This window comes from Acinetobacter sp. NBRC 110496, from assembly GCF_000876115.1.
Taxonomy (GTDB): Bacteria; Pseudomonadota; Gammaproteobacteria; order Pseudomonadales; family Moraxellaceae; genus Acinetobacter.
In genome coordinates this window covers 46,320-71,292 of sequence record NZ_BBTF01000001.1, presented here as the reverse complement: position 1 = coordinate 71,292, position 24,973 = coordinate 46,320, and the positions used below count along the sequence as shown (strand labels likewise).

Below are 24,973 nucleotides of genomic sequence, written 5' to 3'. Positions count from 1 at the left end.
ATAACTGCGATTTAGTGCCACATTGAATATCATCTGAGCAGAATAAATAACTTGAAATCCCGAACTTATGCCCGATTGCTCGTCTACATTTTTATAATAAATTTCAAATTATTCCGAAAGTTTTTCGCCACAATGCGGGCAAAAACGGTACGGCTTCTTTTCCTGATCTTGATCTTCAAGTAACTTTTCTCTGACCAGTTGCATAATAATTTCATGAGTTTGCTCTTTAGGTAAACCCACCTTTTTCCGAATCCGTTCAACTTCCACTTGATCATGCAGTAAATCTAAACCTTTGGCCTGTAACGCTTCGCGGAATTCCTGTTCTAGTCTTTGGTTACGCATATTTAATTCGTTGGCAAGCCCCGAAGCCAGAATACCCGCCGGTAAAGCCGCAATACCGACACCCAGAATGGTAATAAATGCACCCAGTATCCGACCTAAATTAGTGACAGGAGTAACATCGCCATAACCGACGGTGGTTAAAGTGACCACAGCCCACCACATGGATTGTGGTATCGAACTAAATGCTTCGGGCTGAGCTTTATTTTCAACCACATAAATTGCAGATGCGGTCATCACAATCATGATCACCAAGATAAAAATAACCGCTTGGAAAGAACCTTTTTCGCGTTGGATGACGCGCAATAAAATTTGCAAGGAAACAAAATAACGAGTCAGTTTCAGTAACCGCACCAAGCGCAAGACCCGCAAGAAACGTAAATCGATCGGAACAATGAAATTGAGATAGGCTGGTAAGATTGCCAATAAGTCGATAATTGCCCCACCACTTTTCATCCAGCGAATCCGCTGTTTCCAAGCCGCTTGTTGTGGTTCTTCCTCAACAATACTCCACAGCCGCAGCAAATATTCCCCGCTAAAAATGATGATCGATAAATTTTCAAAGATATCGAAATAAGGCTTGTACAGCTTATAAAATTCATTGACAGATTCAAGTAAAACCGCCGCTACGTTGCTAATGATCAAGGCAATCAGCAGATAGTTTACGCAGGTACTGACTTTACTTTTATAGTCATCATTATGCAGATTGTTATAAACAAAACGTCTTAACTGTTGCCATGAAAATTGAGTCATACCGTATTTTTTGTTCGATTCAGCAAGCTCAAAATGTAGCATGTTGCTTTCATATTTGATAAGAAATTTTAACCCTAAGCTCCATTTCCCTCACAAAACGAAGCCATTTGCCAATTCATTGCCCTATATCACGCTGTTTCAACAAAACTTTCTTTGCAGTTTGACACTCGCTTCAACGATAATAAAAGCTTAGTGGTTATTTTCTTTAACGATTCATTCATAAAGAACTATAAATTTTATTAAACCCGTACAACAAGGGGAATTTACATGGGATTTAAAGCTCTCCCGACGCTGATCTCTTTATTTATTGCATTCATCATCTGGTTTGTCATTCCGGTACCCGCTGGCGTTGATCCTGATGCTTGGCATTTACTGGCGATGTTTGTTGGTGTGATTGCTGCCATTATTGGTAAAGCCATGCCGATTGGTGCGATTGCGATTATTGCCATTACTTTGGTCGCCGTGACGGGTGTCACCAATGACAGCCCTAGTGGCGCCATTCAAGATGCGCTTAGTAGTTTTGCCAACCCGCTGATCTGGTTGATTGGTATTTCAATTATGATCTCCAAAGGTTTGCAAAAAACTGGATTGGGTGCACGCTTAGGCTATTTATTTATCGCAGTTTGGGGCAAGAAAACCATTGGTATCGGTTATAGCATGGTGCTGTCTGAACTGATTCTTGCCCCTGTTACCCCAAGTAATACCGCACGTGGTGGCGGGATTATTCATCCGATTGTCCGTGCCATTTCGACCAGCTATGACTCTGACCCTGCCAAAGGTACCGAAGGTCGTATGGGGAAATATTTAGCTTTGGTGAACTATCAAGCAAACCCGATTACTTCTGCCATGTTTATTACCGCAACTGCCCCGAACCCCTTGGTGGTTGATCTGGTAGCGAAAGCAACCAACAGTCAGATTTCCTTGAGCTGGAGTACATGGGCACTGGCGATGTTATTACCGGGTTTGCTTGCCTTGATCATCATGCCATTAATCATGTATTGGATGTATCCACCCGAAGTCAAAGAAACTCCGAATGCAGCTCAGTTTGCCAAAACCAAGTTAAAAGAAATGGGCCCTGTCAGCAAAAATGAAATCATTATGCTCGGCGTATTTGGGATTTTACTGCTGTTATGGGCAGGCATCCCTGCCATGATTTTTGGTTCAGCTTGGGCAGTTGATCCAACTACCACTGCCTTTATTGGTTTGGGCTTGCTGCTTATAACTGGTGTACTGACTTGGGAAGATATTCTGACGCAAAAAAGCGCGTGGGATACCATTACTTGGTTTGCTGCCTTAGTGATGATGGCGACTTATTTAAATAAGCTCGGTTTAATCACGTGGTTCTCAGGTGTGTTAGAAACAGGGATTGGTCATTTAGGTCTTAGTTGGATGCCTGCATGTTTATTGTTAATGCTGGCCTATCTGTATGCACATTATATGTTTGCCAGTACCACGGCACATATCACGGCTATGTTTGCCGCCTTCTATACGGCTGGACTGGCGTTGGGTGCGCCACCGATGTTGTTTGCTTTAATGATGGCAGCAGCGTCAAGCATCATGATGACCTTAACCCATTATGCAACGGGTACATCACCTGTGGTATTCGGTTCAGGTTACACCACACTGGGTGAATGGTGGAAAGCTGGCTTTGTCATGAGTGTGGTCAATATCATCATCTTTGTGGTGATTGGCGGACTTTGGTGGAAAGTGTTGGGGTATTGGTAGGATGATTTAGTTTAAAAAAGGCCCCTTAAGAAGGGGCTTTTCATATATTTTAAAGAATACTAAAATTATATTAGCTTCATTAATCAGGCTTAATGTCGTAAACCCAGTTTCGTGCTTGTTGATCCGTCGTCGTTTCGCAAACATAGTAATCTTGATGCCAGGAGTCTTGATGGAAGATTTCCTTTTTGTGGTAGCTTACTTGTTTGCCATTTTCAACACAGATAAAACTGTCACCTTGATCTTTAACAGCTGAACCGTTAAGAAATCCACCAATACATAAGAAGCGGGATTGTTTCGCCATTTTATAGAATCAACTTTTTAAATCACTCATTTTCGATGATTAAACGATGAACTGGTTAAACTGTAAAGACAAATATTACAAGGTCATATCAATTAAAATTACCAGAAACACATAGCATATGAATCAATATAACTTATTGATTTATATATTAATTTTAAAATTTAGATGAATGCAAAATTGTATAAAAAAATAAGGGCTGATTACTCAGCCCTTATTTTTAGCTCACAAACGGATTAAGTTAATTGAGCAGCAGAAATTTTCTTGGTATCAACTTGATCAGCTTCTTTTGTATATTCGCTCATCTTGTCGAAGTTCAAGTATTTGTAGATGTCAGCAGAAGCGCTGTCGATTTGTGACGCGTACTGTTGATATTCTTCTGGGCTTGGTAATTTACCAAGCACCGCAGCGACAGATGCAAGCTCAGCAGAAGCCAAGTAAACGTTTGCACCTTGACCTAAACGGTTCGGGAAGTTACGAGTAGAAGTCGATACACATGTTGTGTTCGGTGCTACACGTGCCTGGTTACCCATACACAATGAACAGCCTGGCATCTCTGTACGCGCACCAGCACGGCCATAGATGTTATACAAGCCTTCTTCCATCAATTGATGCTCGTCCATACGTGTTGGTGGAGCCAACCATAAACGAGTAGACAATGAACCACCAGGTACTTTGTCAAGTAATTGACCCGCTGCACGGAAGTGACCGATGTTAGTCATACAAGAACCGATGAATACTTCATCAATCTTGTCGCCTTGAACATCAGAAAGAAGTTTCGCGTCATCTGGATCGTTCGGGCAGCAAAGAATTGGTTCTTTGATGTCAGCAAGATCGATTTCGTAAACTTTTAAGTATTCTGCATCAGCATCAGCTTTTAACAGGCTTGGGTTGTCTAACCACTTCTGCATGTTTTCAGCACGACGCGCTAGCGTACGCGCATCGCCATAACCTTCAGCGATCATCCACTTCAACATGGTGATGTTAGAACGTAAGTATTCAGCAACTTTCTCTTCAGAAAGTGTGATTGAACAACCAGCAGCAGAACGCTCAGCAGATGCATCAGAAAGTTCGAATGCTTGCTCAACCGTCAAGTCATTTTCCATTTCTGATAAATCGATCTCAAGGATACGACCAGAGAAGATGTTTTTCTTACCTTTCTTCTCTACAGTTAAGTCACCCGCTTGAATCGCGTAGTAAGGAATTGCATGTACTAGGTCACGTAAAGTGATACCAGGCTGCATTTTACCCTTGAACTTAACCAGTACAGATTCAGGCATATCCAGTGGCATAACGCCAGTTGCAGCTGCGAACGCAACAAGACCAGAACCCGCTGGGAAAGAGATACCGATTGGGAAACGTGTATGTGAGTCACCACCAGTACCAACAGTATCTGGAAGTAACATACGGTTTAACCAAGAGTGGATAATACCGTCACCTGGACGTAAAGATACACCACCACGGTTCATAATGAAGTCAGGTAATGTATGATGAGTTGTTACGTCAACTGGTTTTGGATACGCAGCAGTGTGACAGAAAGACTGCATCACTAAGTCAGCTGAGAAGCCCAAGCATGCCAAGTCTTTTAACTCATCACGCGTCATCGGACCTGTTGTATCTTGAGAACCAACAGTCGTCATTTTAGGTTCACAGTAAGTACCCGGACGGATACCTTGGCCTTCTGCTAAACCACATGCACGACCAACCATCTTCTGAGCTTGTGTGAAGCCTTTGCCAGTGTCAGCAGGTTGTACTGGTGTACGGAACAATGTAGACGGTGCAAGACCCAATTCTTCACGCGCTTTCGCAGTCAAACCACGACCAATGATCAAGTTAATACGACCACCAGCACGTACTTCATCTAAAAGTACAGGCGTTTTAAGCTCAGCTTCTGCAATTTGTGCACCGTCTTTAAATGCAGTTACTTTTGCAGCAGCGTGATCAATTTTCAATACAACTTCGTCGCCCATGTTCATGTTGGCAACGTCGATTTCTACAGGTAATGCACCTGCATCTTCCATTGTGTTGAAGAAAATTGGCGCAATCTTAGAACCTAAGCACACACCACCATCTTTTTTGTTTGGAATGTGTGGAAGTTCATCACCGAAGAACCAAAGAACAGAGTTCGTTGCAGATTTACGAGAAGAACCCGTACCAACAACATCACCTACGTAAGCAACTTGGTTGCCTTTCGCGATCAGTTCTTTGATTTGGTTTAGTGGACCAACTTCACCTGGTTTTTCAGGGTTGATACCGTCACGCTCGTTTTTCAACATTGCGTTTGCGTGTAATGGGATGTCTGGACGACTCCAAGCGTCTTGAGCTGGAGACAAGTCATCCGTATTGGTCTCACCTGTTACTTTGAACACAGTGATTTTGATTTCTTCTGGAACATCAGCACGGCTTGTGAACCATTCTGCATCAGCCCAAGATTGTAATACCGCTTTAGCAGCAGCATTGCCTGCTTTTGCTTTGTCAGCTACGTCATGGAATGCATCAAATACAAGAAGAGTTTTCTTTAACGCTTCAGCAGCTAATTCAGCCAGCTCAGCATTGTCTAGAAGTTCAACAAGCGGTGCTACGTTATAACCACCAAGCATGGTACCTAGTAAATAAACTGCACGTTCTTTAGATACGAGTGGAGAGGTTGCTTCGCCTTTTGCAACAGCAGCTAAGAAAGCAGCTTTTACATATGCAGCTTGGTCAACACCTGCTGGAACACGATTTTCTAGTAAATCGACTAAATAAGCTTCTTCACCTGCTGGTGGATTTTTTAATAAGGCTACGAGTTCAGCAGTTTGAGCATCATCAAGCGGCTTCGGTGGGACTCCGAGTGCGGCACGTTCTTGAACGTGTTGGCGGTAAGCTTCTAGCACAGTGTTATTCCTCTTTTTTAAAAAATTACTTGTAAGTTCCAGCTTTGTACAAGCTTTACAAGTAATGTGGACAGCAAAATTTTACTAGACTTCGCGTTAAATGTTAATGCAACTACCGTATTTCTACGTGATGCCCATTATTTTATAGCGAAATGTTCATCTATTTAAAATACCGCTTTGGTCTTAGGTTAAAGTCTAATAAAACAATAAATTACATCCATAAAAAAAGACAAACGGTGTTGTCTTTTTTATATACGCATTAAAAAAGTTTATAGTTTGGCAGCTTGTCATGTGGGGTAACCAAGCATTCTTCCATAAACTGTTTCTTTAAGTTTTCACGTAATGCTTCTGGATCTTTTTTCAGTTGATCGGCAGGAAGTGCATAAACCGTGTCCAAAATTTTAAAGATAAATTTGCGTGTGGTCTCATCTTCAATTTTTGCCGCATGTTCCGTTGCTTGTTTTTGCTCAATTCCATTTTGACGATCTAGCGTGATCGAACGTGCTGCGTTGCCCACACTGACACAATAGCCATGCCATCGTTCTTCAGGGGTTAACGGCTTTTTCTCAGCACAACCAGCCAAAACTAAACCTATTGCAATAAACAAAACTTTTTTCATCATCATACTGCGGCTAATTTGATGCACACATCATACTGAAACTTGTTTATTTTGCAAAAGGAAGCCTTTAAAACAATGCTTTCCGTAATAAAAACATACAAATCATTTACTACAGTGCATGTTATTGCCTAACTTTTGACATTTTCCACCATTAGCAGAGAGATACGTTGTTCCAGCGACTAGATTATAGGACTTGCCTTTCATATCCCAACATCTAACCCCGTTGCAGTTTTTGACAGGGATAAGCACTTCACTTGTCGTGACAACATTGCTTGTAGCTGCCGTGTTCGCATTGACAGGCTTAGTCGATGTTGTTGCGACAGTTGCAGTCACCGTTGTGATTTTTGGCTCTTTAGAAGTAGTCAGCGATTGTGCACTCGCCTGTTGGGTGGCCGAAGTACTAGCATTCTTTTTAACAGGATCAAGCTGAGGTTCTTGTCGTTGTACTGGTTGTGGTGTTGCTGAATAGGTAGTAACACCTTTGGCATCCACCCACTTATAGTATTCTTGGGCATTGACGTGGAGTGTTGAACTGATGAACACTAAGCCAAGCACTGCCCAAAGCTGACCAAAAGTGACAGATTTCATTTATTTTCTCCAAAAAATGTCATAAAATCGTTTATTATCAATAATTTATAATAATTCTATCACATTTTTTTATTTTCAAGAAACGTACATCATAAAAAAAACCTGCTTTAAATAAAGCAGGTTTTTTATATCTACAATCAGAAGCGCCAATTGTAGAATACGTCAATCGCACGCTCTAAGGACTGACTCGCTTCCAGATATAAACGACGGTTCATCTGATAACGCAAGGTCAATTTATTCACAGGGGTAAATACACCAATACCATAGCGAATGAATAGGTCTGGTGTGATATATCCGGTCAGACTGACCTGCGTATCATCGCCCGTACCCTGCGCATCCAAGGCCAAGCCACTCAAACCAAAGGTTCGACCAATCTGGTTGGTCAAGGCTCGTGTACCACCCAAGCCCATACTAATCCCCGCAGCAGCAATGGTGTTATTCACGTCAGACTTAAAGCCTTCGGTATTACTTAAACCACTGTTACCTTCATTAATACGACCAGTAAGTAAAGCATTCAGGGCTTCCTGTTCAGACAAGCCTGCATCGTTATAAATTTGAATATTCGGTACAGTGGCTGTTCCTGTGACACGTACCCCAACCATGCTACCTTGAACGGGTTTATTGGCATCAATATCCAAGGTCGGGTTGGCCAATGGTCCATTGAAACGCGCAATAGCACGGTTCAAATCAAGACTTTGACCGTAGGCTTCAATCTTCACTTTTTGACTGACACCAATCGCACCATTCGCACGCATTGCTGTTTCTAGACCACGTTGAGAAAGGTGTAAACGGCCAGCTAAAGGAATGGTACTTTCGAAGCCTTGGAAGATCACCTGATTGCCAAGAGTTACCGTCATATCGGCACGGATATCCCATGGTTTAGCGGCTTTTAAAGTTGCAAGCAAATCTTGACCTTGTTGTACTACACGCACATCTGGCGACAAGTTCACCACAGTCGCCGAGCTTTCCGGCATCGAAATGCGCGCACGCGGCACATCAATCGTCCCTTTTAGACTTAAGCGCTGATTAAACGGATAAACGTCCAGCGTCAGATCAGGTTCTACAATTGCAGTAATCATCGGTGCCTGACGCACCAGTAAATTATCACCTTTTAAGGTCAGGTTGAGATGTGGGTCATTTTTCCAGTCAAAGCTACCTTTTAAGCGCCCTACGCCTTGTCCACTATTAAATGCACCATCAATACTTGCAGAGTCCTGTCGTATAGAAGAATAAAGCTGGATATTGCTTAAATTGACTGGCAGGGAGATCATACTGATTGCGCCATTTTTTAAACGCATCTCACCTGTAACCTGTGGCTGAGTCAAGGTTCCATTGACCTTACCAGCCAATGATAAAGTTCCAGCCATTGAGCGTACATCTTTAATAAATGGTTTAAAGACTTTTAGCTGTACATCATCAAATGCCACTTCGCCACGCATCGGCATATTATTTTGAAATGGGTCAATAATCACATTGGCATAACCCGTACCAATATCAGGTGTTTTCATATCCACACGGAATAACAAACCTTCACTGATACTCTTGGCAATCAAACTTAACTCATCATAAGTTACAGTCGTTGCAGGATCCTGAGGATCATCCGCTGCCAATCCAATCTCACCTTTACGCGTCACTAAACGTGCATCAAGTTTAGGATGACTACCATTTGCCCAAGCTGCTTTGGCATAGCCATTCAATTGACCCGTCACAGCCAGACCTTCAGGCATAAATGCCGTGAAGTCTTTTAAATCCAGATTTTTGGTAATAAATGAAAAACTACCTTTTTCCTTACTCATACGTGCAGGTTGATCTAAACATAACTGGCTGCTCGAACTTTGCCAGCAGTGCTGACCTATATAAAGCTCTTGTTGCGCGGTAGTATAGATAATCGGCGCACTCTGATTTTGTACCAAACGAATATTACGTGAAGTAAAATTACCTTTTTGCAGTTGTCCAAGCCAGTCATTCTTCGGATTAAAACCACCCGCAAGCTGAAGATAAAAATTCGATTGACGGTTTTTACTTTCTACTTTTAATACGTGTGCTTTACGTGTTCCCGCCAAGTTTACTGTTGCTTGTTCAATTTCACGATTGCCATTACGCAATCGATCCAAAGTCGCTGTCAATTGTGTAGGTGTGGTTTCAGAAGTCGGCAATTCACCCTGTACACGCAAAGAACGAATCGTCACCAGATCGTTAAAAGCAAAATTATCGACCATGATGTTCGCAGTTGCTCTTAGACGTGGTTTCGACTGTACATTCAAACTGCCATAAGCTCGACCGCGTAACCCCGGATAAAGCTCATATAATGCAGGAGCATTCAGTTTAATACGTAAATTTTGTGCATTACCTGTGGCTTGAAGCTGGTTCTGAGCATAAGCAAAGAATAGATCATTGGCTTCAAATTGCTGCGGCAAGAAGCCTTCTTGATTTGAGTCCAATAACAGGCTGAGATTACCACGACCACGAATCGGTTTATTATTGATGAAACCCGCCGTATTCAATTCACGAATATCAATACGCTTGAGCTTGTCTGACCATACGCCCTGTGTTTTTACCCGCCCAGAAATTTCACCTTTCACACTTGAGACAAAATACTGTGGCTTGAAGCGTACCAATGAAGCATTAATATCCCAACCCAGTTTATCTTTGAGATTGACTGCGCCTGTGGCATAAACCTTGCCTGCAACACCGTCATGATTGAGTTCATTAATCTTGATGTAATCTGGTGTGCCCGCAATTTTAATTTTTAATATGCCATTACCTTGATTCAATGCATTTAAGGAACCATCATAATTCACTGCAAAACTCTTGAAGCCACCACCCGCTTTTTCATCATTAAAAATCAGGGCGGCGGTACTTTTACCTTTTAAAGCAAGAGTTTCTGTCTTATTTTCTTGTGGCAATTGCCCTTTTAAATCAATCTGTTCAAGCTGAATAATTTGTTGGTTTGGTTTGGCAAAACCACTGGCTTTGATTTCACCATTTAATAAGTTAATCGGTGCTGCCGCCACAATCGTTTGCGGGTTAAAATCCTGTGCCTTGAGCTGTGCTTGCCATGATAGCTGTTGTTTTTCAGTTGGTAATTTAACTTTTGCCTGTCCAGTCAAACTGCCTTTTTCAGCTTCATAACGGAAATTTTCAACATTTAACAGGTCACCCTTAACGTCTAAACGGGCATCATATTTACCTGTTGGCAATAATGCCTGCTCATGCGGACGGATTGTCGTTGATACATAGATATCTTGCTGACCTTCTTTTAAGGTCAGATTGGTATGACCTTCTTCACTACTCAGCCAGCCAATATATGGCATAGCACGATCAATCCCTTTCCAAGAAATATCCAATAACATCGGCTGAGGCTTATTGTCTTTTTCTTCGTCCTGATTGAGCTTAACTGCCCAAGTTTCATATTTATCAAATGCGAGCTGTGCATTGACAACCAAACCTTTTTGCAAAGAACCCGTTGAGCTTAAGTTCGCATCCAGATTGGGTGGCAAAAAGTCTTGCGCAATTTGCGGTACAGTTTTGTCTTTTGGATCTAAACGTTCCAAACGTCCTTTTAGATCCCAAGAGACATGATCGTGCCAATTAACGGAACCCAGCAAATTTGCTGTGCCGCCCATCAGTTGACCATTAAACTCGCGAATATTCAATTGATGGGTTAAATCCGTATCCATCAGCGCAGTATATTGCCCCTCAGGAACTTGCTCGCCTTTTAAATCCGTATCTAAAGTCAAGACTAACTTTTGAATATCACCTTTAAATCTAGCGATGCCATCTTTTGCAAATAACTTCTGATCTTTAATTAATGGTAAGTGATAATTTTTAAAGAATAGCTCACCATTCATTGGCACATGATCACGTACTGGATGAACAACTGCCCAACCCTTCAGCAAATCTGGTGTAAGCGTTGCAACACCGACCTTCAGGGTATCCAGACTACCTCTAGCGGCAACTTTGATGATCTCAATATCTAGACTTTTTAATGATGGGATAATCAGGTCTGCTTTGGCATTTAATGGGTATTTACCACTAAAATCCATCTCTCCAGAAGCATTTTGCACGGCTAAATGCTCCATCTTCATGCGAGAGTCTTTAAACTTTAATTTGGTTTCCGACCACAATGCGTCTTTTAGAAAGATGTCACTAAAGTCAACCTTCGAGGTTGTGGTTTGAAACTCTAAATGATCTAAAGTTGCATCATCAACACGCAGTACAAAGGGTAATTTAATTGGATCAAATCCAAAGGGCTTGCCCGAAGGTGGTTTTTTATCAATAATTTTGAGATTACGTACATCGGCATGGCTGAGGTGTACTTCTTTTTTTAAAATCGCTCGCCAACCTAAAGACACGTCGGCACGTTCTAAAGAGATTTCAATTGCATCCAGTTCAACCAGCACATTTTTAAGAATGATGCCAGATAACAGGTTACCGCTCTCATATTGATATTTGATAATTTTTTGGCTTTGAAGTACACGGTCTAATAAAAAGCGACTCCCTTTATCCGTAGACATCATAACAAGCAAAGAACTGACCAATAACAAAAGAATGATCAATAAAATCAGCGCAATATTTCGAAAAATACGCCGTTGCTGTCTTGGTTCTGCTGGAGGTGTAAGTTGCTGTTCTACTTCCGTCATAATCAACCCGAGATTGTTTTACCCTTATTAAATTAAAGGGCTAAAAAGTTTTAAAGCTGTGGACCAATAAAGAAATGCAAACGAATTGGATTGTTATCATTCGAAATACCCGATGCGATATCTAATCGAATTGGTCCAATTGGCGATCTCCAGCGGATACCAACACCCACACTATATTCTGTTGGGTTGCTAAATTGTTTGTCATAGGCATTACCAAAGTCCGAGAACACGGCAGCTCGCCAGCCATCTTTAAATTGATAATTATATTCCAAAGAGCCAACAGCCAAGGCTTGCCCCCCTATTTTATAGCCGTTTTCTTCGGGCGATAAGCTCTTGTAATCAAAACCTCGGAGAGATTGATCTCCACCTGTAAAGAAGCGTAAATTATATGGCACTTTATTGAAATTATCGGTGAAGATATAGCTTGTATCGCCACGACCAACAAATTGATGATTGTCGTTTTCACCTAATGAGTAAATAAAACGCCAGCCAGCACTTACAATTGCCATATTGGCATCTGAAAGCAAAGATTCCGTCCCCAATTCAACTTTATAGGTTTGCTTAAAACCACGCGTTGGATTTAAACGCGTATTGGTATTGGTTTTAGAAGCCTGATAACCAAGCAATAATGATTCTTGTTCAGAATCGATCCCGGATACTTTAAAGGCATCTGGTAGCTCATTAATATTCACATCACCTTTTTTGGTTAAGCGATCTAAACGATAACGTAAGCCAAAGGTATGTTGCCAGTCGCCTAATGGGTTTTTAATGACGCGCTCACCACCTAGAACTGCCGACTCAACCAACAAATTCACATCAGGACCAATATCGTTGCGGGTTTCACGCTCATAACCACCCACCAGGTTGAAGTAGTCATTTAATGGATGCTTATAAGGAATACTATAACGCCCATCTATTGATTGACGAATCTCAGATAACTCGAAGTTGGCATCAAATGAGTGACCATATTTATTCACAATCGCACGACGATACTGGGTACGAATACGTGCCCCCGTATCAGTACCATAACCAATACCTGTTTCAAGACTATTTAAGCGATCTGCATTCAGCGTCACCACAACAGGAATTTTTCGTTCTACCCGCGCCTGTTCTTCTAGCTTCTGACGTTGTTCGTCATCATCATTATGTACAGGCGGCATTGGCATAGATCGTGCTAATGCATAAGGTTGAGCAGGTTCACCACCAGAGAATTGTGATTCATCAACAACATCCTGCGTGACTTCTTGCGCAGAAGTGATTTTGGCCCGCGCAATATCCGCCTTTTGTTGACTACTCATCAATTGGGATTGCTGGATACGTTGCTGGTCGACCAACGCCTGTAAATCTGGCGGTAAATCTAAAGGTGGCTGAATTGCATCCGGCTTGATAGTATCAACTAGGGTATAATTAAAATAACGGGTGTTGGTTAAGTTATTTGCCAAAACATTGACACGCCAGAAGGCATAGTCATCACCTTCCTTCCAAGGTGCCAAACTATCTAAAACTTTTTGGGTCAATGGTAATGGCTTGCTCGGATCACTCATCCGATACTCAACTTGCTTTAACTTATAACGTTCACCTGTTTCGTACTTTAAGTTAATGTCAGCCATTTTATCAGGCTGAGTAATCTTGACATCATGCAAGCGCCAAAACGCATCAAAATAACCATTATCTGCAGCAACGTTGGTAATTTTAGTTTTCATCGCTTCGTACGAGCCATGATTGAAAATATCACCAACATCCTGTTCTGGAATTAAACGAATGACTTGGAACTGTGGTGTATTTGCGCCTGCACCGGTAAATTCAATATTTTGTTCTTTAATTTTGACGGGTTCATTGGGAACCACTATCACTTTTACCTTACTGTCACTTTCTTTGACAAAACTATAAGTCGCATTGTAATAACCCACCGCCTGTGCAGCTTGATTGGTCAATGCACGCAACTGAGGCAACGCAACATTAAAATCTTCAAAAGACTCTTTAGTAAAGCTTGACAACTTGGCCTTGATATTAAGCGCCAGAATAGGTGGTGCACCACTCACATCAGCAGAAATACGCGGAATTTTATCAGCATTGATTAAATTATCCGGACGCAAACGGTTAATGATGCGCTTAAAGAAGCCAACTTTTTCAGCAGGTTGATCTGACTTGGTTTGGAACTCGGCTAAGGTTTTACCCGTTTCATTGGCTTCAACCACAATTTTACTGTCTGACTGGATATCACTCATTAACTGGTCAATATTCAACGGAGCCTGTTTAATCTCAGTTAATTCAGTTTGCGAAACATCGCCAATGACAGGAGCAGGATTTTTAGCGGTTTGGTCTCGATATGCTTGTGCTTCATTTTTGGCATCTTCTGCAACACGAAAAATTTCATTTGCCATACTCTGATCGACGGGAATCACAGGCAAATTTTCCAGATTATCATCCAATTGAATTGGTTTTAATTCATTAATCTGATTACTTGACTGTTCTTGTTCTTTTAATGCAGCCAAACTGTCTTGTCCGGGTAATATCCCCGAATCAGAAGTATTCATCGCTGGCGGGATTGGTGCAGCGGCAGCAACTGCCACTGTAGCGACATGCTCGTTCTGTTCGGCTGCCTGATTTTCAGGCGCACCCAAAATTTGCTCTTGAGCATAAACAACTGATATACAAGAACTAATTAAAAAACTACTACAAATAAGTTTAGGAACCCCCTGCATTTTAAAAATTAAATGCATAGAATGAACCAGTGTCGACTGTTTAAACTTCGTTTTAGATGGCATGTAAAACTCTAAACTTGTTTTTTAATTTATCGTTTTTGATGGGTGAAATAACTTCAAATCTTTGATTTTTCATCCAATCAGACATAGGTATCATACATGCATTTCATCACATTTTTACAGTTCGTCACATTTTTTTATAAATCACAATGAAGTGAACACATGATGAAACAAGATGAGCGCTTAATGACATCGCGTCGCTTCGCCCCGATGTTTTTCACTCAGTTTTTTGGCGCACTGAATGATAATGTTTATAAGCAAGCGCTACTGTTGGTGATTACTTATGGGTGGATTCAACAACAAAGTGCTGAGATCAGTACCTTAAATAATTTAGCTGCCTTATTGTTTATTTTGCCCTACTTCTTTTTCTCGGCAACTGCTGGACAAATCGCAGATAAATATGAGCGCTCTCAACTGATTCGTTTTATTAAAATATTAGAAATCGTGATCATGTTGATTGGTACTGCTGGTTTCCTGCTTGGAAATCTATGGTTATTGCTGTTTGCCTTGTTTTTAATGGGTACCCATTCCACTTGTTTTGGCCCGATTAAGTATGCGATTTTGCCTGAAATTTTAAAACCACAAGAGCTGATGTCAGGTAATGCCCTGTTTCAGTCAGGTACTTCAATTGCAATTTTACTGGGAATGATTTTAGGCGGTGCGGTTATTGCTTCGTCTGCCGGCAACCTGCTGTGGATCAGTGTGACTGTCGTAGCGATTGCCTGCATAGGCTATTTATGTAGCCGCTTTATTCTGCCGCAAAAAGTTGCAGCACCAGATCTCGAAATTGACTGGAACTTTATTCGTACCAGTTTTCAAACCATTGCCTACGCCAAAAGTATTCCGATTGTGTTTGTGATTTTATTGGGTAATTCTTGGTACTGGTTTTATGGTGCAACTTACCTGACTCAAATTCCACAACTAACTCAACAAAACCTGCATGCCTCAGAAAATGTGGTCAGCCTGTTACTTACCTTTTTCTCGGTTGGTATCGGTGTCGGTTCTTTACTTTGTAGACGCATCGGTGGTACTGATATCAATATCAAAATGGTGCCCTATGGGGCAATTGGTTTGACTGTGTTTGCCCTCTATCTGGCAGCCAGCCTGGCTTTTGTTCCTGAGCGTACAGGTGAGTTACTCAGTTTAAAAGATATGTTTACACTGGGTGCGGTCTATTACCATGTGATGCTGGCAGTGACTTTACTGGGAATTAGTGGTGGGTTCTATATCGTGCCTCTCTATGCCATGATGCAAGCCTATTCACCACGCTCACATCGTGCTCGTGTTGTTGCCGCAAATAATATTTTAAATGCTGTATTTATGGTCTCTTCCGCAGTTTTTTCTATTTTGATCTTAAGCATTTTAAAAATTGATATTAAAATCTTATTTACCATTACCGCTGTTTTAAGTGCAATTTTTTCATTTTGGTTATTAAAACGTCTAAAACCGTTATTGGAAAATGCGCCCAACACATTAGAGGATTAATATATGCGTCATTACACAGGTCTCGATAAACTTATTAATTCCTTTGATCAAGCTTTACGTAGTTTGGTACCTGGTGCGACCAGTGCACAACGCAGTAATCCTGCCAATGAAGAACCGTCACAACTGTGTGTCAGTGATGCCCGCCATGTTGCAGGTTTAATGCGCGTCAATCATAGTGGTGAAGTCTGCGCTCAAGCCCTTTATCACGGTCAGGCACTGACTGCAAAACTGCCACATGTACGTGAAGAAATGCAGCAAGCCGCGATTGAAGAACAAGACCATTTGGCATGGTGTGAAGATCGCTTAAAAGAACTAGATAGCCACACTAGTGTATTAAATCCAATTTGGTACGGGTTGTCTTATGGAATGGGTGCAATTGCAGGGATTGCAGGCGACAAATACAGCTTAGGCTTTGTCGCTGAAACCGAACGCCAAGTGAGTCAACATTTACAAGAACACATCCAGCAGCTCCCCGCTCATGATGACCGTTCACGTAAAATCCTGGAGCAGATGAATGAAGATGAGTTGCATCATCGTGACACGGCACTCAATGCAGGTGGCGTAGATTTGCCTGTACCTGTACGCATTACCATGACTGCCATTTCAAAACTGATGACCAAAACCAGTTATTATCTTTAAACTGTCCGAGGGAATTATTGCAAAATAATTCCCTTTGATTTTACCCAACACAATCAAAATTAACGAAATACAATTTTGCCTTTATCAGTTGAATAACGGTCATCCCAAAAACTTTGCGACTGCTTATTTAAATCAGTAAAAATGGTGTAATTAATTTTACCCTGCCTAAAAGTCAACCGATCCTTTTTATTGACCGCAATCACACGCGTGTCATTAACCCAGACTCGTTGTTGCTGGTCAATTCTAATGAATGCCAGTGCTGTTCCATCCGACCTTTCGGCAATCCACTGTGGTTGCTGAGTTGATAGGGTTGGCGGTGGTGTTTCTAGCGTTTGTTCAACAAATCCAGCGTTGCTATTTTCTTCTTTGCTTTTGCTAATATCACAACCCTGTGCTTCACTGACTTGTGTACACCCTGATTGTTCTAATTGTTGTCTATATTTGGCATCAATTGCATAGGCTGAGTTCATGCTGCCATAGAGCATAATCCCCAAGGCAATAAGTAACTTGGCTTGCATACAGAATTCCTCCCTTCATTATTTATTTGTTTCTTCACCATTTAAACATCCCTATACCATCAGGTATGTAACTCAAATGTGTGCACTAAAAACAAAAAATCCACGGCTGCAAGCATGGATTTTCTAAAATAAGCGTTATTACTTAAAGTTTTAATTCAAACCATGTTCTGCCTTAAAACGTTCCAGATTTCGGACAGCCTGTTGATAACGAGACTGTACCCAACTGCTATTGATACGTAGATCATATAAGCGTTTTTGATAATCATCCCGAACTTTATTCGAAAGATCTTTACGTTCCAACTCTTTTAAATAACGATTCATATCGCTTTGGGAGCGATTAAACTCTGAATCTGCCTGATAATATTCATTGGCAACTTGATAGTAACTACGTAAAGATTCACGCTTTTCGATTGGACACACATGAATATCGCCACGACCTTCCAAGGCTTCACTAAAAATATTTTCCGGTCGGCAGTAATAGCTCAAGCCTTTTTGATAACCTTGATCATACAGCTTTTGATTCGGCACAATATTGGCTTTTTGACAGGAAGAATAATATTTATCCAAGCGTGAATCATGCCCATTCGAGCCATCTTTTTCGCCCACATTGAACCAATTGGCTGTTTTACATTGCTCGACGCTCATGGCCGCACAACCCGAAAGTAAAATCGTCAAAGTCGACAAAAGCAAAATCTTTTTCATGAAAATTCTTCCTAATTATTATGGTATTACCCAGCTACAACATTACATTGTAATGACAGGATAATCTGTACTTTGGAAATGAGCTAAATCTGCATGCTGCCACAAATCATATAAAGGAATTTTGACATCCAAAGCTAATGGTAACTTTTTTGGATTAAATTGCATATGCTCTAAAGTTTCACCCCATGCAATCACATCAACATCCAAACTGATCTGATGTGATGGACGAACTCGACCAGATTGTGCTTCTAGTTTTTTCAGAATTTCAGTCATTTCAGCAAGACTGCATCGACTTTTTAATAAGCAGGCTGAATTCCAATAATCGGCACCAATTCCATCCCGACATGGGATTTCATAAATTGGCGAAAACTCCACTACACCCAAACTTGCGATTTGTTGATAAGCAAAAGTGAAATTTTGTTGTTGCTGGAGATTACTCGCCAGTGCGAGCGCAAAAATTGTTTCTGTTGCGTTCAAGGCGAATTCCTACTGCATTGGCTTGTGCAATGATGGCGGGTTTGCGAATGGTGATACTGATCGATTCAATCGAAGGAAAGGTAGTAAATAGACATTCAAGCACCAATTGTGCAGCGTGCTCAATCAGCTTAGGTTGGGCTTGTTGAATCACTTGAGCTGCAAGCTCGCAGATTTGCGCATAGTTGAGCGTATCGTTTAGCTCATCTGATTGTGCAGCTTGCATTAGATCATTATGAATAGTGAGATCTAGCATTAAAGGTTGAATAATTTGGCGTTCCCAGTTGAAACAACCAACCACGGTATCAACCTTCAACCCTTCAATTATAATGGCATCCATAATGACCTAATGAACCGATAAATAAATTAATGCTTTAAAAACGAAGCAGGTTCAATATTGTGAACCATTTTTAAACGTTGGTCAGCATAAATATCGGTATATGGTGCGAGAACACGCATGAAACGATCAAAATATAGCATTTGCTTGAATAACAAAGCGAAGTCACGCGGGAATTTAATACCGTGACGCTCACCTACTGCCACCATATCCATCATGATGTCATTTAAATCTGCCGGATTAGAACTAAGAATTTCTTGTGGATCTGCCAGTAACACCCCACTAAACAAGCGCTCTAAATCATCAGCCAAGATTTGAGTATCAATTTTCTGATGGGTCATGCCCATTTTCAGCATGTTCTCAGCCATGGCGATGTAATTGGTTTGCTGTAATGCATCCATAAATGCCATACACGCAGTCCAAACCTCAGGTTTTAATTGACCGACAATACCAAAATCAATAAAACCGATACGACCATCTTCTAGCAGCATCAGATTGCCTGCATGTAAATCGGCATGGAAACTCTTGCACAGCATTAAACTGCCAAACCAAGTGTTCATGGCCGTAATCAAGACCTGAGTTGGGTCTTTGGCATATTGTTTGACCACATCAAAGTCAGTCAATGACACGCCATACAAACGCTGCATGGTGAGTACACGGCGCGTTGAAAACTGGTGATAAACTTTCGGTGCCGTTGCCGCTTGATTGCCTGAAACATTCAAATATTGAATAAAGTCATCCAGATTCTGAGCTTCTTCAATAAAATCAACTTCACGCACCATACGTGTTTTGATCTCATCTACAATTTCAGAAAGTGATGCAAACTTGATTTTTGGAACAGCTCTTTCAAGTAGCTTTGTTGCCCAATGCACCACATTCAAGTCGGTATAAAGAATAGTTTCAACACCCGGCTTTTGCACCTTTAAAACCACATCTTCGCCCGTGACCAATCGAGCGGCATGCACTTGTGCAATTGAAGCCGAAGCCAAAGGCTTTTCATCAATAAAACTAAAAATTTCATTGAGGTTGCGCCCTTCAAACTCTTCTGCCAAAACTTTTTGGATATAGCTAAATGGTAAGGTTGGCGTTTGATCTAAACAGCCTTGGAATTCCTGAACGTATTCACGTGGGAATAAAGACGGCGTACTGGCAATAAATTGACCCAGTTTAATATAAGTCGAACCAAGCGACTCAAAGGTCTCACGCATAAGTTTGGCGTTGCTTGGTTTCTCAGTTGCATACTTCACACCTGCTTGTGCTGCAACCACCACTGTTTCACCAATACGTGCAACAGAGCGTAATCCATCGAATAAAATATTTCTTTTCATAATCTTTCTTGCCTCACAGATGGCATTAGTTTAGCAAATTTTGCTCAATTTACCGATCAAGTTGCCTGACAAACTGGACAATTTATATCTTTTTCAAATTTAAGAATACGTTGCGTTAAATTTAAGCCATTCCAAAGCAATAGTTTTTGCTTGAGTGGAGTCAAACCTAAGCCTAAAAATAGCAATGTGTGATGTGCTTGTAATGACGCTATCATTACAGGAGTGGTGGCTAATACGCCTGACTCCGCACAGCGCAGCCCTTCATTGGCATGATCTTCTTTCGGAAACAGGCATTCATAACAGGCTGAATCAGCATCTACCATAAACATCTGTCCTTCAAAACCAATCGCCGACGCACTAATTAAAGGGACTTGATGTTTTTTACACACTGCATTGACCAGATAACGAGTTGTAAAGTTATCACAGCCATCTAAGACTACATCTTGATGCTGTACGAGTTCATCAGCATTCGTTTCATCAAATCGTATATTTTGATAACTGACCTGTATATGCGGATTAATGTCTTGTAGATGCTTTGCCAATATTTCTGCTTTGTATCGACCTAAATCATTTGTCGTAAAGGCAATTTGTCTTTGTAGATTACTTATTTCAATCGTGTCGGCATCGACAATGGTAATTTTACCTACACCTGCACGTGCCAACAGCTCGGCACTGGTACAGCCGATTCCGCCTGCGCCGATAATCAACACATTGGCGAGTTTTAGTTTTTCTTGTGCTTCGATATCCCAACCATCTAATAAAATCTGACGACTATAGAGATGCATTTCCTCATTGCTTAGCTCAAATTCGTTTTCTAAATGGTCTGACACGTGGTTTGCTTCTTTATCATCAAGGGTATTGCTGATTTTAAGTCGATGTCTGCTTGGAGGAAAGTAATAAATTGGAACCAGCTCTGTTTTCTTTTGACAAAAAGCTATTTTTACCCCAATATTTTTCTTACTCTTTAACAGCTTAATAAAATCAATAAGTTACTATATCAGTTAGAAACTTTGGGTAATGATGCTTTTTTAAGTATAACTTGATGTTTTGGCTGATATTATTTTCATTATTTTATAGTTCATGACGGCATACGTCATTTAGAAATGAGGAGGCTTTAACCATGCAATTGCAATTTAGTTCATGACGGCATACGTCATTTAGAAATTTAAAAATGGCGATTACATGATCTATTTTTGGTTCATGACGGCATACGTCATTTAGAAAACTACAAATAGAACCATGACCAGCGGATATATGTTCATGACGGCATACGTCATTTAAATTAATTTACTAATCGGAGATAAGATTTAAATTGAAAACCACGATGTATCAAAGCGTTTAAAGAAATAGGAAATCGAATTCTGGCAGTTTGTAATACTTGAAGAACCCATGTTTTTTCAGCTAAAAATTCAAATAAGATTTTATCATTACATATCCTCGGGCCAGTAAAGATATCTGTCTGATAAGCCTGTCCTATGCATAATGACTCCAACAATATATTTTTATCCAGGTCGACTAATGCCAAAGTTAAATTTTCCTCGAAGATACAATCCTGGCTAAGGAAAAGAAGATAGCAGTGAGAATATACACAGACCATACCTTCTAACACTTTACCCCCAACCATAACCCCTGTCTTTTTCCCCTTAACCAAGACTTCAGACAGAGGCAAACTCTTATCTGTCATATCTTGGATCAATGCTAAACCAATATAATCAGCTACATACATATTCAACCTTACCTAAATAAAATTATGACTGATTATATTTCCATCTATTACTTTTGCTCTACTTCCGATCATGCATCATTTCATAAGACTGCGCTCTTAACAAATCCTCTTTGCTGCCAAAGGATTGATTACGTAACTGATTAATCGCCTGCTGCTTACTGGCATCCGTGGCGTCACTCTTTAAAATCTGATCACGTGCGGCCAAGTAGCCATTGACCTGTGTTTGCCACCCTGCTTCTTCTTGATCGACCTTTTCCAAACGATCTGCCGCTTCTGGCCCTAATAAACTTTCACGCATATTCCGAAGCTCTTGTGCAGAACCACCCTTTTCCCGTACTTCTTGAGTTAATTGCTGCAATTCAGAAAATTGCATCGAAACCCGAACGCCATCGGCCAGTGTACTCGGAAGCTGATCAATCAATTTCGCCAATTCAGCTGCCTTTTGCTGAGCGGTCAGGGTTTTATTGGCATGGATACGCATTTGATCAATATTGAACTGATTCAGGTTACGTTCATTACCAAATAAGGCATTAATCTCAGCCGCATTAAAAAACTGCTGCTGTACTTTATACATCTGATCAATCACTTTCTGATACCCATCAATATCGCCCGTCTTAAAGTTGCCCGTTGGTTTTATATTTTTTAAGGCATGACTATAGGCTACATATTGATCTAACAGATGACTGGCATAACTCGAAGCTGTGTCAGGTAAAGTCGCAGTAAGGTACTGTCGGATATCAGCAACCAATTCTGTTTCGGTTTTCTCACCTAAACTGGAAAAGAAATAATCGAAACAACTGCGAATACCAACCGTTAAAATTAATTTACCATTGGCATCGACCTGAATTGGACAATCAATTTCTGTACCGCGCAATGAAGCAGCCAATTCTGGCATTTTGCCTTTTTGATTATTTTGCGCGTTGGCTTCTAAGCCATTACCTATAAGCTGTGATTGAGCCTGTTGGTTTGGCTCATGCGGTGTATTTTGAGCATCTGGTCTAAATATCCAATAGATTAAAGCCAACAAGAGCAATAAACATACAATCAAAACTAAACTGATGGTTTTATTATTCAAAAATTTACCGTTCATAATCCCTTGCTCTATTTATCATTCTTTCTTTGTTTGAACCGTTAAAAATGAAAGGAGCAACGGATTGCTCCTTTCATTAATGAATTACAAACCTAGATTTTTCAGACGATTTGCCTGAGTCCGATAAGGGGTGACCGGATTTTGTAAGAATCCAACCAAACCGAGGATTTGATTGACTTCATCCAAATGGTTAAATGCATAATTGTCACGGATTACCGTACCCAAATGGCTCGAACAACGCGGTACCAAGCCATCATTTTCTCCAGAAATCAGTAACGATGTTGCAGTTAATGCATAGTCCATTGGGTCTAATGCATTGGTAAATGGACTGGTTCCACTCCACGAATAATAACGCACGCCATTCACCAGTTCAGTACCTGAACCACATGCTGTAGTTGGTACAGCTGCGGGGAAACGTTGGTTAAAATTGGCTGAACCGCTGGTGGTTAATGAGTTTAAACCTGCAATCGCATCTTGATCATAATAATGCCCTGAACCAATCCCCACTAATGAGAAGAAGGCATTAACCCCTGCTGAGATCACAGGTGCCAAGACTGGACCCGCAGGTGATTTAACCACTGAGTCGACGACATCTGCCACATCTGAACCTTTAGTTGGACCACCAACTGCTGTGACTGATGCAATTTTATTCGGCAACAAGCTGGCAACATAACGAACCGATTGAGAGCCATGACTATGGCCAATTAAATTAATTTTCTCTGCACCAGTAATCGCCAATACCTGCTTTGCCTGTAGCAATAGTTGCTCACCGCGTACTTCCGAAGAATTAAACGAAGCTTGCTGTGCAACGAAGACATTCGCACCATTACCAACCAAGTCTTCAGTAATCCCATTCCAGTATTGCAAAGGACCTACCGCAGAGAAACCGGCCATCCCATGCGCCAATAAAATTGGATACTTGGTTTTCGCATAACTTGATGTAACACTGGTGCTACCGCCGATTGAACAAGAGTTCACATTACAGTTTTGCCATGATGCCTTGGGTGCAAAAAAATCAAACAAACCTGCGTGTACCACAGATCCGCTGCTCACCACCATGCCTGCCATCAACGCCATGACATTTAAATATTTTTTCTTCACGTTTTTGCTCCTAGCATTTTTCATTTTTATTACAGAGATTTAGTCTTTTTCTTCGTATCTGGAATCATTCCGAGCATACAAACGACTGGCAAAAATCATACTCCTTCAAACTTTTATGTGATTTTTAGACTAAAACAATTTGTGCCAAAATCATAACAATTCGCGCCAAAATTATGATTGATCGAAAAGATTCCGATGAATGCACATTTTCAAATTATCTTGACTGTTTAAGTTCAAACGATCAGCTGGATTAAAAATCGGGTACTGTCACATTTGCAGTTTTAATCGTGCCTGTAAACGTTGGGAAATTGGTTAAAATTTTGCGGAAGTTTGTGTAACAATGACAGAGTACTCCCACCTTTTGGATGTTGTATGCGCCACTCGGAAATAAAGGCTGTTGAACTTTCCAAAGCCTATCGCTTATTAAATCACGGCCCAACGGTTTTGGTTTCTGCTCAATACGGACAAGAATGCAATGTCATGGCAGCAGCTTGGGCCTGTGCTTTGGAATTAACACCTGCAAAAGTCACTGTAGTCTTAGATAAAAGCACCAAAACCCGTCAACTGGTTGAGCAAAGTGGTTATTTTGCCTTGCAAGTTCCCTGCTATGCACAGATTGATCTAGTGCATCAACTCGGAACGATCAGTCAGTTTGAGCATCCAAACAAATTAGAAGAATGCAAAACCGAATTGTTTTACCAAGATGATTTCCCCGTGCCACTGGTGGCAGGCAGTCTGGCTTGGCTAGTCTGTAAAGTGATTCCAGAACCACACAATCAACAAGCGCACGACTTATTTATCGGTTCCGTAGTCGGTGCTTGGGCGGATTCACGCGTATTTCGCGATGGACATTGGCACTTTCAAGATGCCAGTAAAGCGTTGCGCAGCCTACATTACATTGCAGGTGGGACATTCTATTTGATTGGTGATGAAGTTAAGGCCAAATAGTCTTTGATATAAGGCAAAG

19 protein-coding genes and 1 CRISPR repeat array are annotated in these 24,973 nt (G+C 41.0%); of the genes, 4 read left to right on the top strand and 15 right to left on the bottom strand.

The window, feature by feature from the left end:
• Nucleotides 1-108 precede the first annotated feature (108 nt).
• Nucleotides 109-1,092, bottom strand: coding sequence for an ion transporter (locus Aba26S_RS00330; protein ID WP_043969804.1), 984 nt, complete (start codon nt 1,090-1,092; stop codon nt 109-111).
• A gap of 267 nt (nt 1,093-1,359) precedes the next feature.
• Between Aba26S_RS00330 and Aba26S_RS00325 the strand changes: the two genes are divergently transcribed.
• Entirely contained in the window at nt 1,360-2,817 is a 1,458-nt protein-coding gene (locus tag Aba26S_RS00325) for a DASS family sodium-coupled anion symporter (RefSeq protein ID WP_043969693.1), read from the top strand.
• 79 nt (nt 2,818-2,896) lie between these two features.
• Here Aba26S_RS00325 and Aba26S_RS00320 read toward each other — a convergent pair whose 3' ends face one another.
• The 6 genes from Aba26S_RS00320 to Aba26S_RS00295 form a co-directional block, all read right to left on the bottom strand.
• Nucleotides 2,897-3,118, bottom strand: coding sequence for a hypothetical protein (locus Aba26S_RS00320; protein WP_004806481.1), 222 nt, complete (start codon nt 3,116-3,118; stop codon nt 2,897-2,899).
• Between the two features lie 233 nt (nt 3,119-3,351).
• Nucleotides 3,352-5,991 carry a bifunctional aconitate hydratase 2/2-methylisocitrate dehydratase gene (locus Aba26S_RS00315; protein ID WP_005241958.1) on the bottom strand — a complete coding sequence of 880 codons (2,640 nt, stop codon included), beginning with the start codon at nt 5,989-5,991 and terminating at the stop codon, nt 3,352-3,354.
• A gap of 259 nt (nt 5,992-6,250) precedes the next feature.
• Entirely contained in the window at nt 6,251-6,610 is a 360-nt protein-coding gene (locus Aba26S_RS00310) for a hypothetical protein (protein ID WP_005241959.1), read from the bottom strand.
• Nucleotides 6,611-6,712: 102 nt separating this feature from the next.
• The gene (locus tag Aba26S_RS00305; RefSeq protein ID WP_005241960.1) at nt 6,713-7,198 is read right to left on the bottom strand and encodes a DUF4124 domain-containing protein; all 486 of its coding nucleotides are present in this window, start codon (nt 7,196-7,198) and stop codon (nt 6,713-6,715) included.
• Nucleotides 7,199-7,335: 137 nt separating this feature from the next.
• Nucleotides 7,336-11,841, bottom strand: coding sequence for a translocation/assembly module TamB domain-containing protein (locus Aba26S_RS00300; RefSeq protein WP_043969692.1), 4,506 nt, complete (start codon nt 11,839-11,841; stop codon nt 7,336-7,338).
• Between the two features lie 50 nt (nt 11,842-11,891).
• Nucleotides 11,892-14,609 carry an autotransporter assembly complex family protein gene (locus Aba26S_RS00295; protein WP_043969691.1) on the bottom strand — a complete coding sequence of 906 codons (2,718 nt, stop codon included), beginning with the start codon at nt 14,607-14,609 and terminating at the stop codon, nt 11,892-11,894.
• A gap of 159 nt (nt 14,610-14,768) precedes the next feature.
• On the opposite strand from Aba26S_RS00295, the gene Aba26S_RS00290 reads away from it, so the two are divergent.
• Together Aba26S_RS00290 and coq7 are read left to right on the top strand one after the other, a co-directional pair.
• Nucleotides 14,769-16,091, top strand: a complete 1,323-nt coding sequence (locus Aba26S_RS00290) for an MFS transporter (RefSeq protein WP_026040154.1) — start codon at nt 14,769-14,771, stop codon at nt 16,089-16,091.
• Nucleotides 16,092-16,094: 3 nt separating this feature from the next.
• Nucleotides 16,095-16,730, top strand: coding sequence for a 2-polyprenyl-3-methyl-6-methoxy-1,4-benzoquinone monooxygenase (coq7, locus tag Aba26S_RS00285; RefSeq protein ID WP_005274783.1), 636 nt, complete (start codon nt 16,095-16,097; stop codon nt 16,728-16,730).
• Nucleotides 16,731-16,789: 59 nt separating this feature from the next.
• Here the strand turns inward: coq7 and Aba26S_RS00280 are convergent, their stop codons facing one another.
• From Aba26S_RS00280 to Aba26S_RS00240, 8 genes are all read right to left on the bottom strand, one after another.
• A complete protein-coding gene (locus tag Aba26S_RS00280) occupies nt 16,790-17,248 on the bottom strand; it encodes a hypothetical protein (protein ID WP_043969690.1) in 459 nt (152 codons plus the stop codon).
• A 150-nt stretch (nt 17,249-17,398) separates the two neighbouring features.
• A complete protein-coding gene (locus Aba26S_RS00275; protein ID WP_005241967.1) occupies nt 17,399-17,950 on the bottom strand; it encodes a DUF2799 domain-containing protein in 552 nt (183 codons plus the stop codon).
• A 42-nt stretch (nt 17,951-17,992) separates the two neighbouring features.
• Nucleotides 17,993-18,427, bottom strand: a complete 435-nt coding sequence (locus Aba26S_RS00270) for a 2-amino-4-hydroxy-6-hydroxymethyldihydropteridine diphosphokinase (RefSeq protein ID WP_043969689.1) — start codon at nt 18,425-18,427, stop codon at nt 17,993-17,995.
• On the bottom strand, nt 18,384-18,764 hold the full coding sequence (gene folB / locus Aba26S_RS00265) for a dihydroneopterin aldolase (protein WP_043969688.1): 381 nt from the start codon (nt 18,762-18,764) through the stop codon (nt 18,384-18,386). The genes Aba26S_RS00270 and folB overlap by 44 nt, the downstream gene beginning before the upstream one ends.
• A 26-nt stretch (nt 18,765-18,790) precedes the next feature.
• A complete protein-coding gene (locus tag Aba26S_RS00260; RefSeq protein WP_005241970.1) occupies nt 18,791-20,089 on the bottom strand; it encodes an AarF/ABC1/UbiB kinase family protein in 1,299 nt (432 codons plus the stop codon).
• Nucleotides 20,090-20,145: 56 nt separating this feature from the next.
• Complete coding sequence (locus Aba26S_RS00255; RefSeq protein WP_280638629.1) at nt 20,146-20,874, bottom strand: HesA/MoeB/ThiF family protein; 729 nt, start codon at nt 20,872-20,874, stop codon at nt 20,146-20,148.
• Between the two features lie 285 nt (nt 20,875-21,159).
• A CRISPR array of direct repeats spans nt 21,160-21,373; the repeat unit is 28 nt; unit sequence GTTCATGACGGCATACGTCATTTAGAAA.
• Between the two features lie 500 nt (nt 21,374-21,873).
• Nucleotides 21,874-22,905: a lipase secretion chaperone gene (locus Aba26S_RS00245; protein ID WP_043969685.1), complete on the bottom strand. Its 1,032-nt coding sequence runs from the start codon at nt 22,903-22,905 to the stop codon at nt 21,874-21,876.
• A gap of 84 nt (nt 22,906-22,989) precedes the next feature.
• On the bottom strand, nt 22,990-24,006 hold the full coding sequence (locus Aba26S_RS00240) for a triacylglycerol lipase (protein ID WP_005241974.1): 1,017 nt from the start codon (nt 24,004-24,006) through the stop codon (nt 22,990-22,992).
• A gap of 372 nt (nt 24,007-24,378) precedes the next feature.
• Here Aba26S_RS00240 and Aba26S_RS00235 point away from each other — a divergent pair, with 372 nt between their 5' ends.
• Nucleotides 24,379-24,954, top strand: coding sequence for a flavin reductase family protein (locus tag Aba26S_RS00235; protein ID WP_043969684.1), 576 nt, complete (start codon nt 24,379-24,381; stop codon nt 24,952-24,954).
• Nucleotides 24,955-24,973 lie beyond the last annotated feature (19 nt).

Coding starts and splice junctions, on each gene's coding strand:
- coq7 (WP_005274783.1), top strand. CDS start 16,095: ATGCGTCATTACACAGGTCTCGATAAACTTATTAATTCCTTTGATCAA.
- Aba26S_RS00300 (WP_043969692.1), bottom strand. CDS start 11,841: ATGACGGAAGTAGAACAGCAACTTACACCTCCAGCAGAACCAAGACAG.
- Aba26S_RS00255 (WP_280638629.1), bottom strand. CDS start 20,874: ATGCATCTCTATAGTCGTCAGATTTTATTAGATGGTTGGGATATCGAA.
- Aba26S_RS00320 (WP_004806481.1), bottom strand. CDS start 3,118: ATGGCGAAACAATCCCGCTTCTTATGTATTGGTGGATTTCTTAACGGT.
- Aba26S_RS00325 (WP_043969693.1), top strand. CDS start 1,360: ATGGGATTTAAAGCTCTCCCGACGCTGATCTCTTTATTTATTGCATTC.
- Aba26S_RS00275 (WP_005241967.1), bottom strand. CDS start 17,950: ATGAAAAAGATTTTGCTTTTGTCGACTTTGACGATTTTACTTTCGGGT.
- folB (WP_043969688.1), bottom strand. CDS start 18,764: ATGGATGCCATTATAATTGAAGGGTTGAAGGTTGATACCGTGGTTGGT.
- Aba26S_RS00290 (WP_026040154.1), top strand. CDS start 14,769: ATGATGAAACAAGATGAGCGCTTAATGACATCGCGTCGCTTCGCCCCG.
- Aba26S_RS00245 (WP_043969685.1), bottom strand. CDS start 22,905: ATGAACGGTAAATTTTTGAATAATAAAACCATCAGTTTAGTTTTGATT.
- Aba26S_RS00305 (WP_005241960.1), bottom strand. CDS start 7,198: ATGAAATCTGTCACTTTTGGTCAGCTTTGGGCAGTGCTTGGCTTAGTG.
- Aba26S_RS00295 (WP_043969691.1), bottom strand. CDS start 14,609: ATGCCATCTAAAACGAAGTTTAAACAGTCGACACTGGTTCATTCTATG.
- Aba26S_RS00260 (WP_005241970.1), bottom strand. CDS start 20,089: ATGAAAAGAAATATTTTATTCGATGGATTACGCTCTGTTGCACGTATT.
- Aba26S_RS00235 (WP_043969684.1), top strand. CDS start 24,379: ATGCGCCACTCGGAAATAAAGGCTGTTGAACTTTCCAAAGCCTATCGC.
- Aba26S_RS00330 (WP_043969804.1), bottom strand. CDS start 1,092: ATGACTCAATTTTCATGGCAACAGTTAAGACGTTTTGTTTATAACAAT.
- Aba26S_RS00310 (WP_005241959.1), bottom strand. CDS start 6,610: ATGAAAAAAGTTTTGTTTATTGCAATAGGTTTAGTTTTGGCTGGTTGT.
- Aba26S_RS00280 (WP_043969690.1), bottom strand. CDS start 17,248: ATGCAAGCCAAGTTACTTATTGCCTTGGGGATTATGCTCTATGGCAGC.